Source organism: Bradyrhizobium erythrophlei, assembly GCF_900142985.1.
GTDB classification, from domain to species: domain Bacteria; phylum Pseudomonadota; class Alphaproteobacteria; order Rhizobiales; family Xanthobacteraceae; genus Bradyrhizobium; species Bradyrhizobium erythrophlei_B.
Genome location: NZ_LT670849.1, coordinates 6,364,365 through 6,389,047 on the forward strand (window position 1 = coordinate 6,364,365; position 24,683 = coordinate 6,389,047).

Annotated in this window: 26 protein-coding genes; 12 read left to right on the top strand and 14 right to left on the bottom strand. The window is 61.7% G+C overall.

The genetic code is table 11. The features are described from left to right. The first annotated feature begins 523 nt into the window (after positions 1 to 523). The 3 genes from clpS to BUA38_RS30545 all read left to right on the top strand — a co-directional run bounded on the left by clpS (position 524) and on the right by BUA38_RS30545 (position 4,536). Positions 524 to 856, top strand: coding sequence for an ATP-dependent Clp protease adapter ClpS (gene clpS, locus BUA38_RS30535; RefSeq protein WP_072823866.1), 333 nt, complete (start codon positions 524 to 526; stop codon positions 854 to 856). A gap of 259 nt (positions 857 to 1,115) precedes the next feature. Further along, on the top strand, positions 1,116 to 3,533 hold the full coding sequence (gene clpA, locus BUA38_RS30540; RefSeq protein WP_072823868.1) for an ATP-dependent Clp protease ATP-binding subunit ClpA: 2,418 nt from the start codon (positions 1,116 to 1,118) through the stop codon (positions 3,531 to 3,533). 88 nt (positions 3,534 to 3,621) lie between these two features. Then, complete coding sequence (locus BUA38_RS30545) at positions 3,622 to 4,536, top strand: dioxygenase (protein ID WP_072823870.1); 915 nt, start codon at positions 3,622 to 3,624, stop codon at positions 4,534 to 4,536. A gap of 85 nt (positions 4,537 to 4,621) precedes the next feature. Here the strand turns inward: BUA38_RS30545 and BUA38_RS37725 are convergent, their stop codons facing one another. Next, a complete protein-coding gene (locus BUA38_RS37725; protein WP_172806119.1) occupies positions 4,622 to 5,050 on the bottom strand; it encodes a hypothetical protein in 429 nt (142 codons plus the stop codon). Here BUA38_RS37725 and BUA38_RS30550 point away from each other — a divergent pair, their 5' ends adjacent. Further along, on the top strand, positions 5,051 to 6,088 hold the full coding sequence (locus BUA38_RS30550) for a hypothetical protein (RefSeq protein WP_156898807.1): 1,038 nt from the start codon (positions 5,051 to 5,053) through the stop codon (positions 6,086 to 6,088). Positions 6,089 to 6,161: 73 nt separating this feature from the next. Here the strand turns inward: BUA38_RS30550 and BUA38_RS30555 are convergent, their stop codons facing one another. From BUA38_RS30555 to BUA38_RS30580, 6 genes are all read right to left on the bottom strand, one after another. Then, positions 6,162 to 7,445 carry a TRAP transporter large permease gene (locus tag BUA38_RS30555; protein ID WP_072823874.1) on the bottom strand — a complete coding sequence of 428 codons (1,284 nt, stop codon included), beginning with the start codon at positions 7,443 to 7,445 and terminating at the stop codon, positions 6,162 to 6,164. A gap of 11 nt (positions 7,446 to 7,456) precedes the next feature. Continuing rightward, positions 7,457 to 7,954, bottom strand: a complete 498-nt coding sequence (locus tag BUA38_RS30560) for a TRAP transporter small permease (protein WP_072823876.1) — start codon at positions 7,952 to 7,954, stop codon at positions 7,457 to 7,459. Between the two features lie 39 nt (positions 7,955 to 7,993). Beyond that, positions 7,994 to 9,022 carry a TRAP transporter substrate-binding protein gene (locus BUA38_RS30565; protein WP_072823878.1) on the bottom strand — a complete coding sequence of 343 codons (1,029 nt, stop codon included), beginning with the start codon at positions 9,020 to 9,022 and terminating at the stop codon, positions 7,994 to 7,996. Between the two features lie 151 nt (positions 9,023 to 9,173). Next, entirely contained in the window at positions 9,174 to 10,376 is a 1,203-nt protein-coding gene (locus BUA38_RS30570) for an alpha/beta fold hydrolase (RefSeq protein WP_072823879.1), read from the bottom strand. A gap of 83 nt (positions 10,377 to 10,459) precedes the next feature. Beyond that, positions 10,460 to 10,819, bottom strand: coding sequence for a PilZ domain-containing protein (locus tag BUA38_RS30575; protein WP_072823881.1), 360 nt, complete (start codon positions 10,817 to 10,819; stop codon positions 10,460 to 10,462). A gap of 315 nt (positions 10,820 to 11,134) precedes the next feature. Continuing rightward, entirely contained in the window at positions 11,135 to 12,064 is a 930-nt protein-coding gene (locus tag BUA38_RS30580; protein ID WP_072823883.1) for a glycine/sarcosine/betaine reductase selenoprotein B family protein, read from the bottom strand. A gap of 104 nt (positions 12,065 to 12,168) precedes the next feature. Between BUA38_RS30580 and BUA38_RS30585 the strand changes: the two genes are divergently transcribed. The 5 genes from BUA38_RS30585 to tsaA all read left to right on the top strand — a co-directional run bounded on the left by BUA38_RS30585 (position 12,169) and on the right by tsaA (position 16,146). Beyond that, positions 12,169 to 13,239 (top strand): lytic transglycosylase domain-containing protein, encoded by a 1,071-nt coding sequence (locus tag BUA38_RS30585; protein WP_072826562.1) that lies wholly within the window; start codon positions 12,169 to 12,171, stop codon positions 13,237 to 13,239. 275 nt (positions 13,240 to 13,514) lie between these two features. Then, complete coding sequence (locus BUA38_RS30590; protein WP_072823885.1) at positions 13,515 to 14,252, top strand: AzlC family ABC transporter permease; 738 nt, start codon at positions 13,515 to 13,517, stop codon at positions 14,250 to 14,252. Between the two features lie 8 nt (positions 14,253 to 14,260). Next, positions 14,261 to 14,605, top strand: a complete 345-nt coding sequence (locus BUA38_RS30595; RefSeq protein ID WP_072826563.1) for an AzlD domain-containing protein — start codon at positions 14,261 to 14,263, stop codon at positions 14,603 to 14,605. A 58-nt stretch (positions 14,606 to 14,663) separates the two neighbouring features. After that, positions 14,664 to 15,650: a Bug family tripartite tricarboxylate transporter substrate binding protein gene (locus BUA38_RS30600; protein ID WP_072823887.1), complete on the top strand. Its 987-nt coding sequence runs from the start codon at positions 14,664 to 14,666 to the stop codon at positions 15,648 to 15,650. Between the two features lie 4 nt (positions 15,651 to 15,654). Next, positions 15,655 to 16,146, top strand: coding sequence for a tRNA (N6-threonylcarbamoyladenosine(37)-N6)-methyltransferase TrmO (tsaA, locus tag BUA38_RS30605; RefSeq protein ID WP_072823889.1), 492 nt, complete (start codon positions 15,655 to 15,657; stop codon positions 16,144 to 16,146). A 3-nt stretch (positions 16,147 to 16,149) separates the two neighbouring features. On the opposite strand, the gene BUA38_RS30610 is transcribed toward tsaA, so the two are convergent. The 4 genes from BUA38_RS30610 to BUA38_RS30625 all read right to left on the bottom strand — a co-directional run bounded on the left by BUA38_RS30610 (position 16,150) and on the right by BUA38_RS30625 (position 19,132). Next, a complete protein-coding gene (locus tag BUA38_RS30610; protein WP_072823891.1) occupies positions 16,150 to 16,575 on the bottom strand; it encodes an HIT family protein in 426 nt (141 codons plus the stop codon). 14 nt (positions 16,576 to 16,589) lie between these two features. Continuing rightward, complete coding sequence (locus BUA38_RS30615) at positions 16,590 to 17,801, bottom strand: GNAT family N-acetyltransferase (RefSeq protein WP_072823893.1); 1,212 nt, start codon at positions 17,799 to 17,801, stop codon at positions 16,590 to 16,592. A 102-nt stretch (positions 17,802 to 17,903) separates the two neighbouring features. Next, positions 17,904 to 18,650 (bottom strand): glycerophosphodiester phosphodiesterase, encoded by a 747-nt coding sequence (locus BUA38_RS30620; protein WP_072823895.1) that lies wholly within the window; start codon positions 18,648 to 18,650, stop codon positions 17,904 to 17,906. A gap of 14 nt (positions 18,651 to 18,664) precedes the next feature. Further along, entirely contained in the window at positions 18,665 to 19,132 is a 468-nt protein-coding gene (locus tag BUA38_RS30625; RefSeq protein WP_072823897.1) for a RidA family protein, read from the bottom strand. 340 nt (positions 19,133 to 19,472) lie between these two features. Here BUA38_RS30625 and BUA38_RS30630 point away from each other — a divergent pair, with 340 nt between their 5' ends. Beyond that, on the top strand, positions 19,473 to 20,345 hold the full coding sequence (locus BUA38_RS30630; RefSeq protein ID WP_072823899.1) for a cell envelope integrity EipB family protein: 873 nt from the start codon (positions 19,473 to 19,475) through the stop codon (positions 20,343 to 20,345). A gap of 157 nt (positions 20,346 to 20,502) precedes the next feature. On the opposite strand, the gene BUA38_RS30635 is transcribed toward BUA38_RS30630, so the two are convergent. Continuing rightward, complete coding sequence (locus BUA38_RS30635) at positions 20,503 to 21,804, bottom strand: DNA polymerase IV (protein ID WP_244553105.1); 1,302 nt, start codon at positions 21,802 to 21,804, stop codon at positions 20,503 to 20,505. Beyond that, positions 21,801 to 22,100: a DUF3572 domain-containing protein gene (locus BUA38_RS30640; protein WP_072823903.1), complete on the bottom strand. Its 300-nt coding sequence runs from the start codon at positions 22,098 to 22,100 to the stop codon at positions 21,801 to 21,803. The genes BUA38_RS30635 and BUA38_RS30640 overlap by 4 nt, the downstream gene beginning before the upstream one ends. Positions 22,101 to 22,321: 221 nt before the next feature. On the opposite strand from BUA38_RS30640, the gene BUA38_RS30645 reads away from it, so the two are divergent. Both BUA38_RS30645 and BUA38_RS30650 read left to right on the top strand, forming a co-directional pair. Beyond that, complete coding sequence (locus BUA38_RS30645; protein WP_027538546.1) at positions 22,322 to 22,687, top strand: response regulator; 366 nt, start codon at positions 22,322 to 22,324, stop codon at positions 22,685 to 22,687. Positions 22,688 to 22,699: 12 nt separating this feature from the next. After that, positions 22,700 to 24,073, top strand: coding sequence for a PleD family two-component system response regulator (locus BUA38_RS30650; RefSeq protein ID WP_072823905.1), 1,374 nt, complete (start codon positions 22,700 to 22,702; stop codon positions 24,071 to 24,073). Positions 24,074 to 24,082: 9 nt separating this feature from the next. On the opposite strand, the gene BUA38_RS30655 is transcribed toward BUA38_RS30650, so the two are convergent. Continuing rightward, positions 24,083 to 24,622: a TetR family transcriptional regulator gene (locus BUA38_RS30655; RefSeq protein ID WP_172806173.1), complete on the bottom strand. Its 540-nt coding sequence runs from the start codon at positions 24,620 to 24,622 to the stop codon at positions 24,083 to 24,085. Positions 24,623 to 24,683: the final 61 nt, after the last annotated feature.

The following is a 24,683-nucleotide window of genomic DNA, read 5'->3' on the forward strand; positions in this document are numbered from 1 at the left end:
ACCTCGCAAGGCCTCACCGGGCCGTAGCCGGCCGCGTACAACGCTGCCGGCTGCGATGCAGGCGCTCGCTTGCCCAGCCCACCGGAGTGGCTCCGAAATCGCGGCGAGCCGCGTCTGATACGGGCGGCGAAACAGCCCCAACAAGTTTGCGAGGGCAACGCGCTGCTTTGTCAAAGCGGAGCGAATTGACTAAGCTGCTCGGGAACACCACCGAGGGAATCGGGTTTGCTGCAAGCCAGGCGATCGTGACGCTTACGCGTATCTTCCAAGCTTGCAGCCGGACGAAGCTGAACACATATTCTCCCTCGCGCGGCAGGTCGCAAAACGGCCCGGCACGGGCCGTACGGTCAGGAGGTGCTTTCGGAGTTGGCCGTTGGTTCGTGTCGTTCCAGAACCTCTGCGGTCGTTTTTCGGCTTTCCCAACACAACTTCAAACGCCAGAACTTCAAGCGCCCCTGTCATGTTACGTCTGATTACCAGCCCAGATCCGCACCCATCGTCGATCGCCGCATTCGCTCCGCGAATGTCCAACGATGAAAACCGCAGTGGCGGAACCGGCGGCCCGGCGACTTCGGTCATTACCAAGGTCAAGCCGAAAACCAAGCGACCCAACCTCTACCGCGTGTTGATCCTGAACGACGACTACACGCCGATGGAGTTCGTGGTTCACGTCTTGGAAAAGTTTTTCCAGAAGGATGTCGAGGCCGCGACCAAGATCATGCTGCACGTCCATCATCACGGGATCGGCGAATGCGGTATTTTCACCTACGAAATCGCCGAAACGAAAGTAACGCAGGTGATGGATTTTGCGCGCAAGCATCAGCATCCCCTGCAATGCGTGATGGAAAAAAAATGACGTCGCGCCCCGGTTAAAAGGCCGGGCTTTCTACCTATTCCAGTTTTTCATAGCTTGAAATCGGAACGGGTCTTGCATCGCGTAAGGCGCGTTAACCGCGAAAGTACGGGCGAGCCCACCCTTTCACTTTAGCGTGCGGGGAGAACTTCGCGAGCCGGTCTTTTGCAACAGCCGGACGCAACTATATTATACGGCAAAGGTTGTTGTTGCCTCACCGGTCAACGACGATCATGATGGCAGGGGGCCACAGAGGACGCGAATGCCGACTTTTTCCCAAAGCCTAGAGCAATCCCTGCATCGTGCACTGGCGATTGCGAACGAGCGTCATCACCAATATGCGACGCTCGAACATCTGTTGCTGTCGCTGATCGATGACGGTGACGCCGCGGCCGTGATGCGCGCATGCAGCGTCGATCTCGACAAGCTGCGCACCAGCCTCGTCAACTATCTCGAAACCGAATTCGAAAACCTGGTGACCGACGGCGCCGACGACGCCAAGCCGACGGCCGGCTTCCAGCGCGTGATCCAGCGCGCCGTGATTCACGTGCAGTCCTCGGGCCGCGAAGAGGTCACCGGCGCCAACGTTCTCATCGCGATCTTCGCCGAGCGCGAGAGCCACGCCGCCTATTTCCTGCAAGAGCAGGACATGACGCGTTACGACGCGGTCAACTACATCAGCCACGGCATTGCCAAGCGGCCCGGCGTATCCGAGGCGCGCCCGGTTCGCGGCGTCGACGAAGAAACCGAGACCAAGGGCAACGAGGACGCCAAGAAGAAGGGCGAGGCGCTCGAGACCTATTGCGTCAACCTCAACAAGAAGGCGCGCGACGGCAAGATCGATCCGGTGATCGGACGCAACGCCGAAATCAACCGCGCCATCCAGGTGCTGTGCCGCCGGCAGAAGAACAACCCGCTGTTCGTCGGTGAAGCCGGCGTCGGCAAGACCGCGATCGCCGAGGGCCTCGCCAAGCGCATCGTCGACAGCGAGGTGCCGGAGGTATTATCTGCTGCCACCGTGTTCTCGCTCGACATGGGTACGCTTTTGGCCGGCACGCGTTACCGTGGTGATTTCGAGGAGCGCTTGAAGCAGGTGCTCAAGGAACTCGAAGCGCATCCGAACGCAATCCTGTTCATTGACGAGATCCACACCGTGATCGGCGCCGGTGCCACATCCGGCGGCGCGATGGATGCTTCCAACTTGCTCAAGCCGGCCTTGGCCTCGGGCACCATCCGCTGCATGGGCTCGACAACGTACAAGGAATATCGCCAGCACTTCGAGAAGGACCGCGCACTGGTGCGGCGCTTCCAGAAGATCGACGTCAATGAGCCGACGGTGGACGACGCGATTGCGATCCTCAAGGGGCTGAAGCCTTACTTCGAGGACTATCACCGGCTGAAATACACCAACGAGGCCATCGAGGCCGCGGTGCAACTGTCGTCACGCTACATCCACGACCGCAAGCTGCCCGACAAGGCGATTGACGTGATCGACGAGTCCGGTGCGGCGCAGATGCTGGTCGCCGAAAACAAGCGCAAGAAGACCATCGGCATCAAGGAAATCGAAACGACCATCGCCACGATGGCGCGGATTCCGCCCAAGAGCGTCTCCAAGGACGACGCCGAGGTGCTCAAGCACCTCGAGCAGACCTTGAAGCGGGTGGTGTTCGGCCAGGACAAGGCAATCGAGTCGCTGTCGGCTTCGATCAAGCTGGCGCGTGCTGGTCTGCGCGAACCGGAAAAGCCGATCGGCTGCTACCTGTTCTCCGGCCCCACCGGCGTCGGCAAAACCGAAGTGGCGAAGCAGTTGGCGGCCTCGCTCGGGGTCGAACTCTTGCGCTTCGACATGTCCGAATACATGGAACGGCACACCGTGTCGCGCCTGATCGGTGCGCCTCCCGGCTATGTCGGCTTCGACCAGGGCGGCCTGCTCACCGATGGTGTCGATCAGCACCCGCATTGCGTGGTGTTGCTCGACGAAATCGAGAAGGCGCATCCCGATCTTTACAACGTGCTGTTGCAGATCATGGATCACGGCCGGCTCACCGATCATAATGGCAAGCAGGTCAACTTCCGCAACGTGATCCTGATCATGACCACGAATGCGGGCGCAGCAGATCTTGCCCGCCAGGCGTTCGGCTTCACGCGCTCGAAGCGCGAAGGCGACGACCACGAGGCGATCAACCGGCAGTTTGCGCCGGAATTCCGCAACCGCCTCGATGCCATCGTCTCGTTCGCGCATCTCAACGCGGACGTGATCGGCATGGTGGTCGAGAAGTTCGTGCTTCAGCTCGAGGCGCAGCTCGCCGATCGCGACGTCACGATTGAACTGTCCGAGCCCGCCAAGGCCTGGCTGGTGCAGCACGGTTACGACGAACAGATGGGCGCGCGGCCGATGGCGCGCATTATCCAGGAGCACATCAAGAAGCCGCTGGCCGACGAGGTGCTGTTCGGCAAGCTTAAGGGCGGCGGTCATGTCCGCGTCGTGCTGGTCAAGGACGAGGCGACATCCCAGGACAAGATCGGCTTCGATTTTGTCGAGGGCCCGGTCACGCCGAAGCCGGAGAAGCTGCCGGGTACCCGTAAGCGCACCGCGCCGCGCAAGCCGAAGCCAAACGGCCCCGGCGGCGGCAGCGGGCCCAAGGGCCCAGCCTCCCGCGGGCCGCTGGTGAAGGCTTAGGAGCCAGTCAAACAAGCGATAAGATAAAGCCGGCGTGTCGCGAGACCGCCGGCTTTGTCATTTGAGAAACAGGCGCGGGGAGGCGACCATGATCATCGAAAATCAGGCCACGGTGACGCAGGCGGTGGAAGAGGCCGTCTCCCGCGTTGAAGACCCGCGCTTGCGCGAGATACTGCTGGCGCTGGTGCGGCACCTCCACGGCTTTGTCCGCGAGGTCCGCCTGAGCGAGCGCGAGTTCGGCGATGCCGTGCGTGTCATCGCCGAACTCGGCCACAAGACGACGGCCTCCCACAACGAGGTCATGCTGATGGCGGGCTCGCTCGGTGTGTCGCCGCTGATCTGCCTGCTCAACAACGGTAACAACGGCCAGACCGAAACCCAGGCCAACATGCTCGGACCGTTCTGGCGCGACGACCAGCCGCTCTGCGCAAGCGGCGCGTCGCTGGTGCGTTCGCCGACCCCGGGGGCGGAACTGCGGGTTTCGGTGTCTCTTGAAGACCCCGCCGGCCATCCCGTCGCGGGCGCCGAGGTCGATGTCTGGCATTCCTCGCCGGAAGGTCTCTATGAAAACCAGGACCCCAAGCAGGCCGAGATGAACCTGCGCGGGCGCTTCATTTCCGGTGAAGATGGAAAGTTTCATTTCCGCAGCGTCAAGCCGGCAGGCTATCCGATTCCGGTCGATGGGCCGGTTGGGGATTTGGTCCGCGCCACATGCCGCCATAACTTCCGCCCCGCCCACCTGCACTTCATGGTGTTCAAGCCCGGTTTCAAGACGCTGATCTCGCAGGTTTACTCACCGGATGATCCCAATATCGATTCCGATGTGCAGTTCGGCGTCACGCGCGCGCTGATCGGCAAATATGTTCGTCACGACAATCCGTCGGACGAATTTGGCTTCGCGGCGCCCTGGTATTCGCTCGATCAGCGTTTTGTGCTGGAGGCGGGTGAAGCGCGGCGGCCGATGGCGCCGATCCGCGGCAAGGTGCAGGCCGCATCACGCTGATGCCGTGCGCTCGTCGCGCGAGCGCGCCTTGAAAATATGTTCATGAACATGGTCGACGCTCGGTCCACGCAAATTGCGTTGTGATTCAAACACAACGCGCGTCGCTCGATCGTGTCGCAATATGTCGGTCAATTGCAGGACATGTAAGCTTCACGCGACAGACATGCCGCGCAGCTAGCGTCTCGTCGCTCGGTGCGGAAGCAGTTTCTCCCTGCAAAGAATTTCCGCGCTTCGATTTCCCATGAAATGAAGAATGGAGGCCGCCTTGATTCGTCACGGAGCTGTCACTCTTTTTGCCGTTTTGCTCAGCGGCGCTTATGCAAATGCTGCGGACCAGACGCAAATTGGCGCTGGAATTACGCGAGCGCAGCAGATTGGATCTGCATCGCAACTCGTCCAGTCGGCTGTCGATGTCCTGGTCCGGAATGCGGAACGGATTCAAGAGCCCCAGCTTCGTAATGTGACGCTGGATTCCTTCCTTAATCCCAACACCTGCATCCGTCACCGGGCTCACGTGACCGACTCGGTCAAGAGCCAGATCCTTGCCACGCTCGTCGCGCAGAATCTCGTCAATCCAAACGATGCCGCCAACATCACCGGTGGCGTCAAGGCCGGCGTGTTTCCGCCCGTTGTCAATGACGGTTCGGCGTGCCCGACATTACCGATGACGTTCAAGGCGACGCCCGGCAGCAATTTGGGCGGCCACCACTCCTATCCCGGTGGCTTGGCGGTGCATGAATCCTTCAACGATCAGAGCTCGATCAATTTCGCCGATACCTATCGCGGCGAATACGGCATCATCGGCCGGCATGATCTTCCGATCGCGACCGGCATAAGTCGGGACCGGGATGATGCGGATATCAACATCAATCAGGACGTCGTGCTCGCAGCGCCGATCTGGCACGATTGGGCAAAGATGATGGTGTTCCAGTGGAACGCCGACGGCACCGAGTTCACCGAGCTGAATTTCGGCGGTACCGGAACCAACGACAATTTCGGCGCGCCCGGCGATTCCCGCACCGGCGGCCATCACATCATCAGCATCGCCGAAACCATGGCGCGCGGTCTTTCGCCGCTCGTCGTGATCACGCAAGCCTCGGCCCATTCCGCGCCGACACTCGGCAACGAATTCAAGGTCGTGAACTGGCTGCGGGCGGCTGCGATCCTCGCGCAGATCGATCCCGTCGCGAAGGGCTATCTTGTTGAGGACAACGGGCAGCTTCGTCTGCCGCCGCTGGCTCAACTTGGCTCAGGCACCGACCTCGCCGCTGCGGGGCAGGGCAACCTGCTCATCGAATATCAGATCCACAACCTGTCGGACTCCGACTTCGTCAACTCCATCCCCGCCGTCACCACCGTCCAGGTGCTGCTGGCCGAGGTGGCGCCGCAGTTCGGATACGATGCCGGCGACGTGTCACGGTACAACAACTTCTTCCGCAACGTCGTGCTGTCCAACCTCAGCCCGGAACGGCTGATGGTGCTCTACGACAAGCAGGGCATCGAGCGGTTCGTCGACGAGATCCGCAAGCTCCGTCACCTGCACCTGATCTGACCCGCGAAAATGCGTGAAGTCTTCGGGCTCGGCCTTGGCCGACGCCCGAGGACTTCCGGCCGTCGTTGAGGGATTAGCGGATCAGTCCCGCGAGCCTCGGCAGCGTCAGGCTGATCGCGGGAATGCAGATGATCAACAGAAGCCCAATGAACAACGCGAGCATGTAGGGCAGATAGGTCCGGAAATGCTCGCCGACGTTCAGCTTTGCAAACCTCAGCGCCATCAGAAGTCCGACGCCCATCGGCGGCAGGAAAAGACCGATCCCGACGGCCGCGGTCTGGACGATGTTGAAATGAATGGGATCGATGCCCATCGATTCCGAAATTGGAAATACCACGGGAATGAGCACGACCGCGGCGGGCAAGCCTTCCAGCACCATGCCGAACAAGCAGCTGACAACAGCGGTGACCGCGAGAAACAGCCACGGATGACCCTTCAGCGGCGATAGCAGGTCGCCGAGGAGTTGCGGCACGCCGCTCACGCCCATCAGATACTGATAGACAGACGCGACCGCGAGCAGGAATACCACAGCCGCGGTGAGGATCGCGCTGTCATAGGCGATACTCACCATCTCGCGCCAGGAGACGTTGCGGTAATAGAGCTTTGCCGCAAGGAAAGCGTAGCCGGCGACCACCGCGCCGGCCTCGGTCGCGGTGATGATGCCGAGAATGAAACCGGCCAAAATGACAAATGGCACCACCATTGGCACCGCGGCATGCAGCGCCGCTTCGCCGAGACGCTTGAGGCTTGGCCGGGTATCGACCGGCCAGTTCTTCTGCCGCGCACGGATGTAGACCACCGCCATCAGGCAGAACATGATCACCATGGCCGGGATGAATCCGGCGACAAACAGCGCCACCGCCGATGTGTTGGTGACCTGCGCGATCACGATCATGAAGATCGCCGGCGGCACCAGCATGCCCATCGCGGTGCCCGCCGCGATCAGGGAGGCGGAGTCGCGCCGGTCGTAGCCGGCCTTGGTCAAAGGCGGCATCAACGCCGAGCCCAGCGCCGAGACTTCCGCCATTTTCGACCCGCAGATGTCGGAGAAGAAGTAGGCGACGACGATCACCGACATGCCCAAGCCGCCCTTGACCCAGCCGATCAGGGCCCGAGCCAGTTCGACCAGTGCATGGCTCATGCCGCAGCGCTCCATCAGATTGCCGGCAAAAACAAAAGCCGGGATCGCGAGCAGCACCCAGCTCTGCGAGCCCGACACCAGCGCGGAAGAGAGTTGCTGCATCGGATAGCCACCGATCCACAGGCCCGCGATGCCGGCGACCGCGAGCGCGAACACGATCGGCATCGACAGCAGGATCAGAACGACGAAGATGACGGCGACCGTAGCAAGCAACATGTACGGGTGCCTTAATGCGGAGAGTCGGGTTGCGGCAACGGCGACAGCATTTCAGCAAGGCCGTAGATCGCAATCAGGATGCCGCCGACGAGGGCCGAAGCGTAGAGCCAGGCGAGGCTGATTTCGAGGCCGGGCGTCGTCAAGGCGCGGTTGAGTACACAAAGCTTCCAGCCGTACCACGCGACGAGAAGGCCGACGCCCGCGATCAGCGCGTGGTTGAAGCGCCTGATCCAGAGCTGTGAGCTCTCCGGCAGGCGATGCACGAACACGGACAGCGCAAAATGCGAGCGCGACTGAAGGCCGATCGCAGCACCAATCAGCGTCAGCCAGGCGAGCGATAGTTCGCCGACTTCCTCGACCCAGGTGAACGGGACCGGATCGACATCGAGCCAGTCCGTGATCGCGCCGACGAAATAACGCAGGATGACGCCGACCAGAAGATTGACGATGGCGAGCACGATCAGCGCCGTGACCGCAACTTTCGGGGCGGTTTTGAGGATCCGCAGCATGCGCGTCAAAATTCCGGGAGGAATGCGTTCAGTGGCGGCTTAAGCCTTGAAACCTTCGATCTCGTCCCACAGTGCGCCGTATTGCGACTTGTAGGCCGGCCAGATCTTCTGTTGCGCCACTTTGCGGAATTCGTCGACCTTGGCTTCGACCACGGTCATGCCAAGCGGCTCCAGCAGCGCCTTGGCCTCAACAAAATTATCGACCGACTCGGTCTGCTGGCGAATCTTTTCCTGGGCCGCGCGCGACAGGTCGAGAACGAGCTTCTGCTGGTCGCCCGTCAGGCCGTTCCAGATGTCGAGGTTCATCACCGCGTTGGTCGGGCCGTAGTTGTGGTAGGTGAGGGAGGCGTATTTCGAGACTTCGTAAATCTTGAGCGCCTTCATGTTGACGACGGGCAGATCGCCGCCGTCGATCACGCCTTGCTTGGCGGCGGTGATGACCTCGCCATAGGCCATCGGCACCGCATTGCCGCCGAGCCCATTGATGGTGTCGCCGAAGATCTTCGACTGCTGGACGCGGATCTTCATGCCGCGCAGGTCTCTCGGCTCGACGATCGGCTTCTTCGAAGTCCAGAAATGGCGGAAGCCGTAATCGAAATAGCAGAGTACCTTGAGCTTGTAGTTGTCCTCGATCTGCTTGCTCAGCTTGTCACCGACCTTGCCGTTGAACATCGCGTAAGCGGTGGCGTAATCCTTCACCAGATAGGGGACCAGGAAAGCGCCCATCTCCGGGAAGATCGTGGCGGCCGCGCCCGCGGGACTCCCCATCGCAACGCTGCCGGACTTCACTGCGTTCATGATCTCGAGCTCTTGCGGGATCAGGGTCTTGCCGAAGAACTGCATTTCGAGCGCGCCGTTGGAGCGAGCGGTTAGCTCCTTTGCCATCCAGTCGAAGGCGACCGCCGCCGATTCCGGCACTGCGTTAATGTGCGCGAACACCAGCTTCTTGGGCTGAGCCTGCGCAAAGACGGGCGCGCCGCCGGTGGCGAGAATGCCTGCCAGGCCTCCGCCGGCGCGCAAGAGCGTGCGGCGATTGACGATGAGGCGGCGCTCGGACGTGGCGGGCATCAGAATTCCTCCGGCTGTTTTCTTTGTTTGTTTTTGTCATTGTTGGCCCGGCTCGTTGACCCGCCGGGCGGCCGTAAGCTGACAGAAGTGTGCTTCCGTTGAAAGTGCGATATTCGTCGCAACCTTCGCAGCCGCAAAAAGCCGCCATCCGTTACGGCGCACCGACCTTGGCGTTGAGGTGGCGCACTTCCCACGGCAGGATGATTTTCTTGAAGATTACCGGGTCCGGCCAGGTGTCAGCGGTGCGGCCCATGTGCCCGCCAATGGGGTTGATCCAGGCTTCCCGCGGTTCGGTGCCGCTGTTGATCAGCAATTCGAGGTCGTCGATCGGTACTTGCGTATCGCGCGTGCCGCCCACGACCAGAATGGGTGCGGCCGGCTTGCCGAGCAGGCCCTGCGTTTGCAGCGACATCTTCGGCAGGAACGCGATCAGTTCATCTGATGATTTCATGCCATAGACGAACAGGCTCGCTGGCACGTAGTCGAACAGGTATTCACGCGTGTACATCCGTGCGCGAAAAAAATCCGGCTGGAACGTGCGATGAATCGGCGGCGACTGCGTCACGGCACCGACCAGACGCTTGGCTTCGGTGTGGGCGAGTTTCGCCGCCCAGTACGCGCCAAAGCTCTGGCCGTGGACAAGGATGCGGTTCTTGTCGACCTCGGGCCTGGTCGCGAGATAGTCGAGCACGCGCGAATAGATCTGGTCGGCGGTCTCGTCGGCCTTGCGCGGAGACTGGCCGGTGCCGGGACTGTCGACGGCAAAGAATCCAATGCCTTCGGGAATGGCGGCCGCGTAAGTCTCGGCGACGGTTTCCTTGCGGCTGTCGAGGCCGGAGATCGCGAGCACCAGCGGCACCGGCCGCGGCGCGTTGGCCGGCAATCTCAGATAGCCGGTGATTTCCTTGTCGCCGTACGGGATGTGCACGACTTCGAGCGGCGGATAGAAGTAGCGGGCGTGCTGCAAATAGGCATCGATCGCTTTCTGATACGCGGCCTGCTTGCCCTGGGATGTCGGCGCGGGCCACTGGCCGAAATAATACAGCCGCCAGGCGCGAACGAAATTGGCGTCGGCTTCCTTGGGGTCGGCGGTGGCCTTGGCTTTGGCCATGTAGGTGTCCGCGACTGCACTCCAGGCCGCGGCCCATTCGTCCGGATCGCGGCTCTTGATGCGTCCAAGCGCCTCGGCTGCGTCAGCCGGCTGAATGCCAAGCGCCGGATACGCGCCGGTCTGGGCTCGCGCGAGCGTCTCGGCCTTGATCTCGTCGATGGTGCGGTCGGTGGTTTGCGCAGAGGCGGGTTCGCAGGCCAAGCCCAAGAGGGCGGCGGCGACAATCAATGAGAGCCGGCGCATTGTTTTTGTGTCCTCCCTATTTTGCCGCGATTATGGGCGGGCGAGGGAGGGGACACAAGGGATGGTCTGTGTGGCGGAGAGGTCTAGCCTTCGCCGATCAGTTCTTTGATGCGGCGCTGCAACTGGCGCTTCTTTTTTTCGCTCCGGCGCAGCCGTTCAGCGAGGTCCGAGCCAGGCAGTTCGTAGGAGTGGTCCGGGCTGAACGCCACGCCAACGAAATTGTCGCGCCACCAGATGATCTTGGCCACGACCGAACGGCCCTTGCGCGCGATCGTCAACCGCAGGGAATCCTTTGGGATGCCGAGCGGGCTCTTGAATTCGAGATGGGCGCCGCTTTCCGAAATGTTGCGCACCACGCAATCCCTGGACGCGCCACCTTCGGCGATCTCGGCGGTCCCGCCGTAAATCACCTTGTCACGTGGGCTATGGCGTCGCTCAGGCATCGAAAACTCCCAATCGGAAACCTGATCTATTACGCGAGCCGGTGGCGCATAAAAGGGCAGCGGGGCCAAAAAGCCGCGTTAACGTAAATCGATTTTTGAAGACTAGTGGTCCGATTCTAACATTTGCACCCCGATCTGGCTGGCATTCTTGCAAATGTTAGAATCAAAGGACCACTAGCAAATATAGGTTTCTAGTGGAGTTTTGGATTTGACATTCGCATTACGCATTCCGGGTGACAGGAAGCGAATGTCAAATCCACTCCACTAGGCCGCAAACGACGAGAATAAGGACGATTTTACGCTTTCAGGCAGCCGTCAGGCGGCCGTGTCGCGCAAGGTCCGCGCAATCTCCTTCTGTGCGTCGAATTCGCGCCGGCGCCGCGCCAGTTCCTCGGCGCTCAGCGCCGCGACGTTGTTGTAATCGCGCTTCCAGGCAGGATCGACGCTCCAGCGCAGCGGCGACTGCACCGTGGTTTGCGCGGAAGGTGCGGTCTCCAGCACGCGCAGCGCCAGCTCAAGCGTGAATACCTGCGACGGCACGTCATGCGGCTTGCCGGCGGAGTTGCCGAGCGGAAAATCCGAGAACAGGAAGCGGGGCACTGCCGCATGTTCAACGATGTCCTTGGCGCACCCCATCACGACCGTTGGAATGCCGTTGGCTTCGAGATGCCGCGCGACGAGGCCTATCGTTTGATGGCAGACCGGGCAGTTCGGGACTAGCACAGCAGCGTCGACGCCATCGTCCCGGCAGCGGGCGAGGATCTCAGGTGCGTCGGTCTCGTTCGTCACGCGATGGCTGCGATTGGTCGGTGCGCCGAAGAAACGGGGGCCCACTTCGCCAATACGTTTTTCGGCGGCGAGGCGCAGCAATTGCGGCAGCGGGAACCAGGTGCCGCTGTCCTCGGCCGAGGTGTGCACCCGGTCATAGGCAATGTGCGAAATCCGCAAATCATGTGTCTTTGAAGTGTCGCCGTCATAGACAGAATAGAACTTGGCGCCGCCGTTATATTTCGCGCCTGGACCTTGGTCGCCCTTGCTGGGATCGAAGGGGGCTGCCGTTGTAATGAGGGCGATACGGGATTGTGCGAGCGGCTTGCGCAAGGGTTGGAACGGGGCCTCGACATAATGCGCCCACCGGTAGGGCGTGCTGTAACCGATCGCGGCGTAATATTCCCGCGTGCGCGCCATGTAGGGAATCGGCGCATCATCGTCGGGCGCAAAGCGGTCGTCGGAGGGAACAGGCATGTTGGAAAGCTCTTATCAAAGCGCCATCATCGAATGATAGCTAAACTGCGCCAAGCGCCTGTCAAGGATGGTTTCACCAGGGACGGTGCCAAAGGTTGATCGCGATGCGAGGTTTCAGGGGGGCGGTCTGGTTTCTGCTTGGGGTCGCGCTGCTCGCTTGCATCGCGGGCGCGGCCGCAGAGGAAACTGCGCCAGCCAGTGACGGTTCGCAGGGCGCTAAGCCGGCTGTCGAAGAACCCGCCAATTCGCAAGCAAAGCCGCCGGAAGAAAAGCCTGCGGAAAAGGCGCGAGAAGACCAGCCTCAACAAAAGCCGGAAGAGAAACCCTCGGAGAATGCAGGCAGCAAGCCGCCGGACAAGCCGGTCAATCAGGATACAAGGGAGTCCGTGTGCCTGATGATCGAAGCGGCGGCGAGGGCCAACAATCTGCCGCTCGAGTTTTTTGCTCGCGTCATCTGGCAGGAGAGCCGCTTTCAGCCGGACGCCATCGGGCCGATGACCCGCAGTGGCCAACGTGCCCAAGGCATCGCGCAGTTCATGCCAGGCACTGCGAACGAGCGGCGCTTGCTCGATCCTTTTGATCCCGTCCAGGCGCTGCCGAAGTCCGCCGAATTCCTCGCCGAGTTGCGCGGCCAGTTCGGTAATCTCGGGCTGGCGGCGGCGGCCTATAATGCAGGTCCGCGGCGGGTGCAGGAATGGCTGGCCGGGACAGGACCGATGCCAGCCGAGACACGCCACTACGTTTCTGTCATTACCGGCGCCACCGTCGAGGAATGGCAGGCCGCGGGGCGGGGCGGTCAGATCTCGGACCGCGCCGTTGCGCGCACCACCTGCCAGGATCTGATGGCGCTGCTCAAGCGCGCGCCGAATTACTTCGTCAGCCGGCTTGAGGAGAGCGTGCAACTCGGCGCCGCCCAGCCGTGGGGCGTGCAACTGGCCGGCGGATTCGATCGCAACATTGCGATGGCCTCGTATTCGCGCGCGATGGCGAAACTGCGCGGCGTGATCGGCGACCAGACGCCGACCCTGCTCAGTTCGCGGAACCGCAGCCGCGGCATGCGGGCCTTCTATCAGGTGCGCATTGGCGCGGACACACGGCCGGCAGCCGACGACCTCTGCAACCGCATCCGACGCGCCGGCGGCGCCTGCTTTGTGCTGCGAAATATCCAGGGCTGATCCCGGCTCGTCATGCACGCCGGTGGAGTGGATTTGACATTCGCTACCCGCCTAGCGGCGAGCTCATAAAGCGAATGTCAAATCCGAAACTCCACTGGAGACCTATATTTGCTAGTGGTCCTATGATTCTAACATTCGCAAAAGTACCCGCCTCGATAGGATGCGAATGTTAGAATCGGACCACTAGAGCATGCCAGCCGTGAAGCACCTTCGCTTGACGCCCGTCTGAATAGAAGCGTTAAGGGGGGCCTCAGACCACCCCACCTCATCCTGCAATGTCGTTCCCACCGCTCGATTCACCTCAATGGCACCGGCCGCTGCGCGCGTACGGCTACGGTATGTCGGCAGTTCGATCGACGATTCTCTCGGCTGTGCTGTTCGTCACCTATATTGGTATCGGCGCGCTGGCCCATGACACGCATTTCTCGCTGGCCTGGGCCTTGTTGTCGACGCTGCTGGTATGGGCTGGTCCGGCGCAGATCATCCTGATCTCGACACTCGCCTCCGGTGCGCCCATCGTGCAGTCGGCGATCGCGGTGACCGTGAGTGCGATCCGGCTGTTTCCGATGGTGATCTCGGTGTTGCCGATGATGCGCTCGCCCGAAACCAAAAAACGGCAGCTCATACTGGTCGCCCATTTCACCGCGGTGACGCTCTGGGTCGAGTGCTATCGTTTTCTGCCGCATGTGCCGCGCGACCGCCGCATTGTCTTTGTCCACGGGCTCGGCAGCGGGCTGGTGTTGATCGGTCTGGTTGCCACCACGATCGGCTATGAGCTCGCCGCGAACCTGACCCAGACCTACGCCTCGGCGATCCTGTTGCTGACGCCACTGGCGTTTCTGTTTTCGACGGCCCGCAATTCCAAGGAGCTCGCGGACGTGCTGGCGCTGGGACTCGGGCTTGCGTTCTATCCGCTGGCCTCGCTGCTCGGTAGCGGTTTCGACATCCTCATCAGCGGCGTTGCGGCCGGCACCATGGCCTTTGCCGTCCACAAGTGGCGCGAGGCGTCATGAGCAGTTTCGTGAACGATTTCTTTGGCGACTGGCACCCGCTTGTCGTGCTGCTGCTGGCGGGCGTGATCCCGAACCAGATCTGGCGCATGCTCGGCCTGTGGCTCGGCGGCGGCATCGACGAGGGCTCCGATCTCCTGATGTGGGTCAAGGCAGTCGCCACCGCGATCCTTGCCGGCGTGATTGCCGAGATTTTGGTGCACCCGCCGGGTGCGCTCGCGAGTGTCCCGGACTTTTTGAGATACGGTGCGTTGATCGTCGGTTTCATCGTCTTCATGCTGACGCGGCGCTCGATCTTCGCCGGCGTGGTTTCGGGCGAAGTTGTGATGCTGGTCGGAAAATGGTGGCTTGGCTGATCGTTCTATTGCTGATTTGATTGTTTCGCTCGCGCAATGTCGCTAGCGGAGGAAACACATGGGCGGACAGTTCAAGTCAGCCTTCATCGTTACGCTCACTAGCGCGGTGACCTATTTCGCCGTGACAGCAGCTCCTGCCGCCGAGTTTCCGGCGCGTCCGCTACGGCTCGTCGTTCCCTATTCCGCAGGCGGCCCGACCGATGTCGTCGGGCGGGTGGTTGCGGATTATATGGCCAGGGATCTCAAGCAGGCGACGTTTGTCGAAAACAAGCCCGGCGCGCAGGGCGCGATCGGGGCCGAAGCGGTCGCTCGCAGCGACGCAGATGGCTACACGCTGCTGGTCGTGTCCGGCTCGATGTTCACGCTCAATCCCATGCTCTACAAGAAGCTCGCCTACGATCCCGACCGGGATTTTCGGACGCTTGCGATCGTCACCGAAGACCCGCTGGTCATGGAGGTCCATCCCTCCGTGCCGGCGAAGACGGTCGGGGAATTTGTCGCTTACGCCAAACAAAATCCGGGCAAGCTCAGCTTCAGTTCGGCCGGAACGGGGGGCGTGATTCATCTTGCCGGCGAGATGTTCAAGCAGATGGCCGGAATCGAGATGACGCACGTGCCCTATAAGGGCGCTGGCCCCGCCATGGTCGATCTTCTTGGAGGCAACGTGCAACTGATGTTCGATTCCTTTGGTACCGCGTTGCCTCCGGTTACGGCCGGATCAACGCGGGCGCTGGGCGTGAGTTCGGCTGAACGACGCCCTGAAATGCCTGACGTGCCGACGATTGCCGAGAGCGGCTTTCCCGATTACCTGGTCAGCGTCTGGTTTTCCGTTGCGGTGCGCGCCAAGGTGCCGGAAAATGTCGCTGGCGTTCTGAAAGCGAGCCTCGACCGGGCGATGGCGGACGAGGCCTTCCGTGCATCGCTTCGGAAAATCGGCTACACGGTGAAGCGCCCGCAGAGCGCGGGCGAGATTACCAAATTCATCGAGGACGATCGTGCCCGGTGGTCGGCGGTGGTCAAGGCGCGGAATATCTCACTGGACTAAAGCGATGACTGTGGAAGCACAATTGCGCGAGGGCGAAGTCGCCGTCGACATGCCCGAGACCAAAGATGCCGGCCTCGTTTTTATCGGCCGCATCCGAACGCCCTGGAAAGCGCGCGAGGAGACGCCGCGGCAGGGCAGTCAGCAGGGGCCGATCTGCCGGATCGAGATTTTCGAGCCGTGGGTGCCGGCGCTCCAGGGCGTCGAGTTCTACGAACATCTCGAGGTGATCTACTGGCTGCACCGGTCGCCGCGCAATCTCGTGCTGCAGAGTCCGAAGAAGAACGGAAAAACCCGCGGCACATTTTCGCTGCGCTCGCCGGTCAGGCCCAATCCGATCGGCACCTCGATCGTCAAGTTCGTGGGCATCGAGGGATCGAGCGTATTGGTGCGCGGGCTCGACTGTCTCGACGATACCCCGCTGATCGATCTCAAACCTGACCGTTGCGATTTCTCGCCGCTCGCGGCGCAGAGAACAGAGACGAGCGAGGCGGAGTAGCCGCTATCCCTTCAACGCCGCGACGAGCTTGGCGGCATTGGCCTCCAGCACCGCGGCCTCTTCCTTGCGGCTTGCCGGCGGCAACAGCGCCACGCCCTCGTGGCGCGGCATCACATGCATGTGCAGGTGAAACACGACCTGTCCGCCGGCGGGTTCGGAGAACTGCTGCACCGTGATCCCGTCGGCGTCGTACGCCGTCATCGCCGCGCGCGCGATTTTTTGTCCGACACGCGCAACATGAGCGAGGTCGTCAGGCGTGATGTCGAGGATGTTGCGAGCCGGCGCCTTCGGGATCACCAGCGTATGGCCGGAACAACGCGGCATGATGTCGAGAAAGGCCAGCGTGTGCTCGTCCTCATAGACCTTGTAGCAGGGAAATTCGCCGCGAAGGATTTTTGCAAAGGGATTTTGCGGGTCATAGGCGGGCATGAATAACTCCTGATCTAATCGTTGTCCGAGTCGCCATCGCTTTTACGGAACGGTCCGGCCTCGGTGAGCTCGCGGCCCATTTCGGCGACATAGGCGCGCTCGCGCTTGAGATAATCCTTGATGGCGTGACGCAGGCCGGGATCGGCGATGAAGTGAGCCGAATAGGTGGTTTGCGGCAGGTATCCCCGGGCGATCTTGTGCTCGCCTTGCGCGCCGGCTTCAACCGTTTTCAGACCGTGCGTAATGGCGTACTCGATCGCCTGATAATAGCACACCTCGAAATGCAGGAACGGATGATGCTCGATCGCACCCCAGTTGCGACCGAACAGCGTATCCGAGCCGATGAAGTTGATGGCCCCCGCAATCCAGCGGTCGTTGCGCCGCGCCATGATCAGCAGCACGTCTTTCGCCATGGTCTCGCCGATCAGCGAGAAGAACGATCGGGTGAGGTATGGCCGGCCCCATTTGCGCGAGCCGGTCTCCATGTAGAATGCAAAGAACGAGTCCCAGGCTTCCTCGGTGATATCGCTGCCATTGAGTGCATGGATGGTGATGCCGTTCGTGACCGCCTCGCGCCGTTCGCGCTTGATCGCCTTGCGGTGGCGCGAGTTCAGCGTGGCGAGGAAGTCGTCGAAGCTGCGGTAGTCCTGATTGCGCCAGTGGAATTGCTGGTCGGTCCGTTGCAGGAAGCCGTGATCGGCGAGCAGTTTCCATTCCGATTCACGCGCGAACGTCACATGCACGGAAGAGGCGTCCATCGCTTGGCATAGCGCCATCAGGCCTTGCGCCAGCGCGCTGCGGATTTCGTTCTGATCGACGTCAGGGCGGACCAGCAGGCGAGGGCCGGTGGCAGGCGTAAACGGAACCGAGGCCTGAAGTTTCGGATAATAGCTGCCACCTGCGCGATCGTAGGCGTCCGCCCAGCCGCGGTCGAAGACGTATTCGCCCTGCGAATGCGATTTCAGATAGCAGGGCACGATGCCGGCGATGACGCCGTCGCGGCGGGCGAGCAAGTGCCGCGGACCCCAGCCTGTGCGCGGCGTAGCTGAGCCGGACGCCTCCACGGCCGAGAAAAAGGCATGCGAAACAAAGGGGTTGTAATGGCTTTTGAAGCCAGCGGGAGAGCCGTCCGGGCAGGCTCGTGGATTGGCGCAGGCGTTCCATTCCTCAGCCGTGACCTGGCTGACGGAAGAAACCGCTTCGAGGGTGATTTCAGATGAATCCATGCGGTAACGGCTGGCCTAGAGCTCTCTGATCAGCCATCGCCCGTGGCCGTGATCTCCCTTGATAACATTGTGCAATGCGGGGCGGACTTCAAGGTGCTGAAATCAAGGCCGGAACCCTTCAAAGATCATTTGATCGGCATAGCGGGCGGCGCGCGCCCGTTGTTCTGATGTCCGCACGGTCCAGGTCAGGAGCGGCAGGCCAAAGATATGGCGTGCGATCCAGGGTGCGGGCGCCGGCAGGTCGTTGACCCAATAGGCGACAAATTGCGGCCGGGTTCGTAATGCGTGTTTGAGATGTCGCATGCCGTTCCGCTGGCTTGGCGAGGCCTCAGGCCAGTCGGCTTCCGTGTAGTCGCTTTGCGCGACGATGCCGCGCGGCAGATCCGGAATGATGTCCCGAAGCGCGACGACCTGATCCGGATCGAAGGACATGCCGGCTACCGGTCCCGAATAGGATTTCAGGACTTCCGCCATGCGCGTCACCAGCCGGCGGTCGCCGTCGAAATGGCTCTTGACCTCGACGACGATGGGAACGCGGCCCCTCGCGAGAATGCAGAGGTCGGCAAGCGACATCATCCGCTCGGATGTGTCCTTGAAGCGAACGTCTTTCAGCGCGCTCGAACTGAGGCCGAGCAGGGCGCCCGAGCCTTCGGTGAGACGGCCGAGTGCATCGTCATGATGCACCATGGCCTCGCCATCGGCGGTAAGCTGAATATCGCACTCGATGGCGAAATTGCCCTCGATGGCGGCAAGTGCTGCGCCCGGCATGTTCTCGACGATGCCGCGCGCACGATCGTGCAGGCCACGATGGGCCACCGGCCGCGCCGTCAGCCACTCGGGCGCGCGCATCGCGAGCTCCTCGTTTATGAGATCTCGAACACCCCTTCGACCTCGACCGAGGCGTCCGCCGGCAGCGCGGACACGCCGACCGTCGTGCGGGCGTGCCGGCCCTTGTCGCCGAACGCTGCGACCATCAGGTCGGAGGCGCCGTTGAGCACTTTCGGTCCATCGAGAAAGTCGGGCGCCGAATTCACGAAACCACCGAGGCGAACCACGCGCGCCACTTTGTCGAGGTCGCCGATCGCGGCTTTGACCTGCGCCAACAGATTGATGGCGCAGCCGCGTGCGGCGGCAGCGCCTTGCTCGATCGTGACACCGGCGCCGAGCTTGCCTTTGGAGATCAGCTTGCCGTCCGCGCCGAGGCAGACCTGACCGGAAACGAACAGAAGGTTTCCGCTGCGTACGAACGGCACGTAATTCGCCACCGGATTCGGCGGCTCATGCAGGGTGATGCCCTGGGATGCCAGTTTCTGTTCGACCGTACCCGCCATGTTTTGTCCCCACTAGGATGCATCCGGCCACAACCGACCGGGACGCTTTGTTTCGCGCATCGCACCGCCAGTTGCAAGCGAGTGGCGGGTAGTGGAGCGGATTTGACGTTCACTACCCGACTGGCCGCGAGGCTGCTGAGCCAATGCCGAAAAACATGGCAAAGCGGCATTTTCCGCCATTTGGCCGCAGTTGCGGCGCAATCAGACGATGAATATTCTGACGAAACCTTCTGATTGAGTCCGGTCCGACGAAGAAATGGTGTGACGTTTTCCCATACAGGGGCAGACGTGCGCGGGCTGTGCTTGACGGCAGGAACCAGTCGCTCCGAAGGAAGAACCGATGGCCCGCGCATTCCGGATTTTGTCTCCCAACGTCAAGTCGCTGCCATTGGCCCTGGCAGTTTCGGCGGTGACCATGGGGTTTGCCGGAAGCGCCGTAGCCGCGGCAAACAGCAGTTTTCTGTCCCACCAGGCGCTGTATGAACTGAGCCTTGTGAAGTCGCGCGCCAACTCGATCAGCAGCGCACGCGGCCGCATCCTCTACAGCTTCACGGGAAGCGCCTGCGAAGGCTATACCTCCGAATTCCGCCAGGTGTCGGAGATGGACAACGGCGAGAACAAGGTGACCCTGTCCGACCTTCGCTCGACATCCTGGGAAGATGCCGCCGGCAAGACCTACCGCTTCAAGATCGATTCGCGGATGAATGACGTCGACACGGGGCCGATCGACGGGATCGCGGAGCGGGTCGGCGACCACATCACGGTGAAACTGAAGCAGCCGCAGGCCAAGACCTTCAACCTCGATGGCTCGATTGTATTCCCGACCGAGCAGATCCAGCACATCATCACGGCGGCCAAGGATGGCAAAACCATCCTGGAGCAGACCGTCTATGACGGATCGGACAATGGCGAAAAGGTATTCAATACGCTGGCGGTGATCGGTCAGCCGATCCAGGGCGACAAGACCATCGCCTCGCCCGATCCATCGACCGAAAACGACGTGATGAAGTCGACCACGCGCTGGCCAGTGACGGTGAGCTACTATGATCACGATGCCAAGCGCGAGGAAGGCGAGCAGGGGCCGCTCTATGCGATGTCGTTCGAACTGTTCGAGAACGGGGTGTCGCGCGCGCTGGTGCTCGACTACAACGACTTCGTGATTTCCGGCGCGCTCGGAAAATTCAACGTAAAGGATGCCAAGCCTTGCAAGTGACCTTCGGGGTGCATCGCGCCCCCGGAGGTCATACGCGCGCTTGACCCGCGTATCCACGTCTTGCTGCATCAAGGAAGGCGTGGATGGCCGGGCTATAGGCGAGCGGAAGCGACGCCGTTCTTCGAACGGCTATGCCCGGCCATGACGAGGGACAGATTTAGTCGTCGTCTTCCGTCTTCTCCGGCCCCTCATAGGCAATTCCGCGGATCACGGCGGCGTTGCCGAATTTCTTGCGCAGGCCGTCGATGGCGCGTTCCGCATCCGCCGAGCGCCGATCGAGCATGTCGGTGTCGTGGGCCTGCGAGCCCGGACGAAGTGCACTGACGCCTGTGCCCATCAGGCGGAACGGCGTGCCGTCGATTTCCTTCGCCAGCATTTCGCGCGATATCGCAAAAATCTTGGCCGCGAGCTGGGTCGGCGCGTGAATCGACTGCGAGCGGGTGCGCTGGCGGAAATCGGCGGTCTTGAGTTTGAGCGTGATGGTCGATCCCGCAAGCTCGCTGCTCTTGAGCCGGCTTGAGACCTTTTCCGACAGCCACCACAACAGTCTTTCAAGGGTCGCAAAATCGCGGATGTCGTTCTCGAAAGTGGTCTCGTTCGAGATCGTCTTGGCGCCGCGATCGGCCACCACGCGGCGGTCGTCGATCCCCCGCGCCAACCGCCACAGCCGCTGTCCCTCGGCGCCGAACTGCTTCATCAGCTCGGCTTCGTCGGCGTGCTGCAAATCCGCGATCAGGCGAAAGCCGCGCTGGACCAGGCGTTCCTGGGTCGCAGGCCCGACGCCGAAGATGAAGTTGACCGGCTTGTCCGCCAGCATCGTCCGCGCGTCGTCCTGATCGAGCGTTGCGAAGCCGCGGGGCTTGTCGAGATCGGAGGCGATCTTGGCAAGAAACTTGTTGCAGGAAAGCCCGACCGACACCGTGACGCCGATCTCGCGTTCGATCGTTTGCGCAAAACGCGCCAGTACTTTGGCTGGAATCATGCCGTGCACACGTTGGGTGCCGCTGAGGTCGAGGAAAGCTTCATCGATGGACAGTGGCTCGACCAGCGGCGTGAGCGCCTGCATCGCGCGGCGCACCTCGCGGCCAACGCGGACATACTTGGCCATGTCCGGCCGGATCACGACCGCCGAAGGGCAGAGATCCAGCGCCTTGAACATCGGCATCGCCGAGCGAACGCCATAGGTGCGCGAGATATAGCAGGCGGCCGAGACCACGCCGCGTTTGCCGCCGCCGATGATGACCGGCTTGTCGGCCAGTTCCGGGTTGTCGCGCTTCTCGACGGTGGCATAGAAAGCGTCGCAATCGATGTGAGCGAGGGTGAGCGAGGGAAGCGCGCGGTGACGCACCAGCCGCGGCGAGCCGCAGGCGCGGCATCGTTTCGCGGTGATGTCCAGATCGCTGAAGCAATCCCTGCAAAAGCAGGTCGGGCCTTCTGCAACTGGCAGGCTTGGGGTCACGGCACGTCGCGTTCCCAATCAGGATCATTGAGAGCCTGATGGGCCGCGGCCACGTTGGTCGGATGAAGCTGCGAAGCTTCCGCAAATGCCTTCACGGTCGCGTCATCGCGCATCACGAAATCAAGCACGCTCGCCAGGAATCGGGGATCGGCCGCTGCACCACGCAGTGTCTCCGGACCGATCCCGCTCTCGGCCAGGAACCTGCCCAGCCTCTCGGGATCGCCCGCGACAAAGGAAAGCGCCTGAATGGCAACGATTTCAGCTACTTCCCGGGGGTTCCGTTTTGATTTTCTCAAAGTCCCGATTTGCCTTTCCGTAACTTATGGTCTCTAGTTTCTAAACGATCATGCCCGAGTCTGCGGAACCTGTTCAAGCAACTGGCAACCACGTCGTGGAAGTCGAGCCCCGGCTTAACGGGTTGGAGCGAATCTGGCGCTAGTTTGATTTCACTTTTTGATGGGGTGAACGGCGCTGAGGGTTTTGCCCTCGATGCCTGCATTGAGAGTGGAGGGGCGGGATGGCCAAGACCGTCCTGATCGTGGAGGACAACGAGCTCAATATGAAGCTCTTTCGCGATCTGCTTGAAGCGCACGGCTATCAGACCTCCGGCACCAGTAATGGTTTCGAAGCGCTCGATCTCGTGCGCAAGCTTCGCCCCGATCTGATTTTGATGGATATCCAGCTTCCGCAGGTGTCGGGCCTCGAGGTCACGCGATGGATCAAAGACGATCCGGAGCTGCGTGCCATTCCGGTGGTCGCTGTTACCGCGTTTGCCATGAAGGGCGACGAAGAACGCATCCGCGAAGGCGGCTGCGAGGCGTATTTGTCCAAGCCGATCTCGGTCGGCAAGTTTATCGAGACCGTCCGGCGGTTTATCGGATAAAGGGTTTTCAAGATGTCCGCGCGTGTTCTTGTCGTCGACGATGTTCCTGCCAATGTCAAACTGCTGGAAGCGCGGCTGTCGGCGGAATACTTCGATGTGCTGACCGCCTCGAACGGCACTGAGGCGCTGGCAATGTGTGCGCGCGCCGAGTGCGACATCATCCTGCTCGACGTCATGATGCCGGATATGGATGGTTTCGAGGTCTGCCGCCGGCTGAAGTCGAACCCCGCCACACACTACATTCCCGTCGTCATGGTGACGGCGCTCGATAGTTCGTCCGACCGCGTCCGCGGTCTGGAGGCCGGTGCCGATGATTTCCTGACCAAGCCGGTCTCCGACGTGGTCCTGATTGCCCGTGTGCGCTCGCTGACCCGGCTCAAGATGATGACCGACGAATTGCGGATGCGCGCCATCACCTCACTCGAGATCGGCGTTCAGGCGCCGGAGCGCAGCGCGGTCGCTGACACCGGCAAGGGCGGCCGCGTCTTGCTGGTCGACGATCGCCCGTCATCCTATGAACGGCTGGTGCCGGTTTTGACCGGCGAACACGCCGTCGACCTCGAAACCAATCCCTCGGAAGCGCTGTTTCGTGCCGCCGACGGCGACTACGACCTTCTGATCGTCTCGCTCGGTCTCGATAATTTCGATGGCTTGCGGCTGTGCAGCCAGGCGCGCTCGCTCGAGCGCACCCGCCACGTGCCGATTTTGGCGATCGCGGACGCCGATCACAATACGCGGCTGCTGCGGGGACTCGAGATCGGCGTCAATGACTACCTGCTGCGCCCCGTCGACAAGAACGAGCTTCTGGCGCGCGCGCGTACCCAGATCCGCAAGCGCCGCTATACCGATCATCTGCGCGACAACGTGCAGAACTCGATCGAGGCCGCGATTACCGACGCGCTGACCGGCCTGCATAACCGCCGTTACATGGAAAGCCATCTGGCGACGCTCGCCGAACAGGCCTCCAGCCGCGGCAAGCCGCTCGCGGTGATGATGCTCGACATCGACTTCTTCAAGTCGATCAACGACAATTACGGCCACGACGCCGGCGACGATGTGCTGCGCGAATTCGCGGTGCGAGTGCGCAAATCGATCCGCGGTATCGATCTCGCCTGCCGTTATGGCGGCGAGGAGTTCGTGATCGTGATGCCTGAAACCGACATGCATGTCGCCGGCATGGTGGCCGAGCGCCTGCGGCGCTCCATCGCGGGTGAGCCCTTTGTCGTCAACAAGGGCGAAAAACGCATCGAGGTCACGATCTCGATCGGGCTTTCGACGCTTGAGACCAAGGGCGAGGCGGTCGCCGACGTGCTCAAGCGCGCTGACGTTGCGCTCTATCGCGCCAAGCACGATGGCCGCAACCGCGTGGTCGCGAACGCCGCCTGATTCATACCGCTACGCTTTGAGCCGCACACCGGCGCCCGCCAACAGTACCTTTGCAGCCTCCTTTGCCGCCCGCGCCATCTTTGGATCGTCGCGCACCAGATCCTGCGCGATCGAACCGTCGACGAGGAGCACGAGTTGCGTCGCGAGCCCTTCCGCGTCCGCCACGCCCAGCTTCACGAGAAGGTCGCGAAACCAGAGCCGACGGCTCTCCTTGAAATCGATGGCGATCTTTTTCACTGACTTGTCGCTGGGTCCCATCTCGGCGACCGCGTTGACAAAGGGGCAGCCGCGGAAATCCTTCGCCGAAAAACGCCGCTCCAGCGAATCGAAGGTGCCGAGAATCTGCTCGACCGGGGATTTGTCCGAAGGGCGCGGTTGCACGAAGCGGCGCTCCAGATAGGCCGATATCAGCGCGTCCTTTGACGGGAAATGGTTGTAGAGCGTGCGCTTGCTGATGCCGATTTCGGCTGCAATCGTATCGACCCCGATCGCCCTGATCCCCTTGAGATAAAACAGCCGGTCGGCGGTTTCGAGAATCCGCTCCTTCATGCTCGGCTTCTTGCTTGCTTCGGCGGGCAGGTTTGCCATGCGAATACGCCAACCCTCTCGA

Coding starts and splice junctions, on each gene's coding strand:
- clpS (WP_072823866.1), top strand. CDS start 524: ATGTCCAACGATGAAAACCGCAGTGGCGGAACCGGCGGCCCGGCGACT.
- clpA (WP_072823868.1), top strand. CDS start 1,116: ATGCCGACTTTTTCCCAAAGCCTAGAGCAATCCCTGCATCGTGCACTG.
- BUA38_RS30545 (WP_072823870.1), top strand. CDS start 3,622: ATGATCATCGAAAATCAGGCCACGGTGACGCAGGCGGTGGAAGAGGCC.
- BUA38_RS30555 (WP_072823874.1), bottom strand. CDS start 7,445: ATGTTGCTTGCTACGGTCGCCGTCATCTTCGTCGTTCTGATCCTGCTG.
- BUA38_RS30560 (WP_072823876.1), bottom strand. CDS start 7,954: ATGCTGCGGATCCTCAAAACCGCCCCGAAAGTTGCGGTCACGGCGCTG.
- BUA38_RS30565 (WP_072823878.1), bottom strand. CDS start 9,022: ATGCCCGCCACGTCCGAGCGCCGCCTCATCGTCAATCGCCGCACGCTC.
- BUA38_RS30570 (WP_072823879.1), bottom strand. CDS start 10,376: ATGCGCCGGCTCTCATTGATTGTCGCCGCCGCCCTCTTGGGCTTGGCC.
- BUA38_RS30575 (WP_072823881.1), bottom strand. CDS start 10,819: ATGCCTGAGCGACGCCATAGCCCACGTGACAAGGTGATTTACGGCGGG.
- BUA38_RS30580 (WP_072823883.1), bottom strand. CDS start 12,064: ATGCCTGTTCCCTCCGACGACCGCTTTGCGCCCGACGATGATGCGCCG.
- BUA38_RS30585 (WP_072826562.1), top strand. CDS start 12,169: ATGCGAGGTTTCAGGGGGGCGGTCTGGTTTCTGCTTGGGGTCGCGCTG.
- BUA38_RS30590 (WP_072823885.1), top strand. CDS start 13,515: ATGTCGTTCCCACCGCTCGATTCACCTCAATGGCACCGGCCGCTGCGC.
- BUA38_RS30600 (WP_072823887.1), top strand. CDS start 14,664: ATGGGCGGACAGTTCAAGTCAGCCTTCATCGTTACGCTCACTAGCGCG.
- tsaA (WP_072823889.1), top strand. CDS start 15,655: ATGACTGTGGAAGCACAATTGCGCGAGGGCGAAGTCGCCGTCGACATG.
- BUA38_RS30610 (WP_072823891.1), bottom strand. CDS start 16,575: ATGCCCGCCTATGACCCGCAAAATCCCTTTGCAAAAATCCTTCGCGGC.
- BUA38_RS30615 (WP_072823893.1), bottom strand. CDS start 17,801: ATGGATTCATCTGAAATCACCCTCGAAGCGGTTTCTTCCGTCAGCCAG.
- BUA38_RS30620 (WP_072823895.1), bottom strand. CDS start 18,650: ATGCGCGCGCCCGAGTGGCTGACGGCGCGGCCGGTGGCCCATCGTGGC.
- BUA38_RS30625 (WP_072823897.1), bottom strand. CDS start 19,132: ATGGCGGGTACGGTCGAACAGAAACTGGCATCCCAGGGCATCACCCTG.
- BUA38_RS30630 (WP_072823899.1), top strand. CDS start 19,473: ATGGCCCGCGCATTCCGGATTTTGTCTCCCAACGTCAAGTCGCTGCCA.
- BUA38_RS30645 (WP_027538546.1), top strand. CDS start 22,322: ATGGCCAAGACCGTCCTGATCGTGGAGGACAACGAGCTCAATATGAAG.
- BUA38_RS30650 (WP_072823905.1), top strand. CDS start 22,700: ATGTCCGCGCGTGTTCTTGTCGTCGACGATGTTCCTGCCAATGTCAAA.
- BUA38_RS30655 (WP_172806173.1), bottom strand. CDS start 24,622: ATGAAGGAGCGGATTCTCGAAACCGCCGACCGGCTGTTTTATCTCAAG.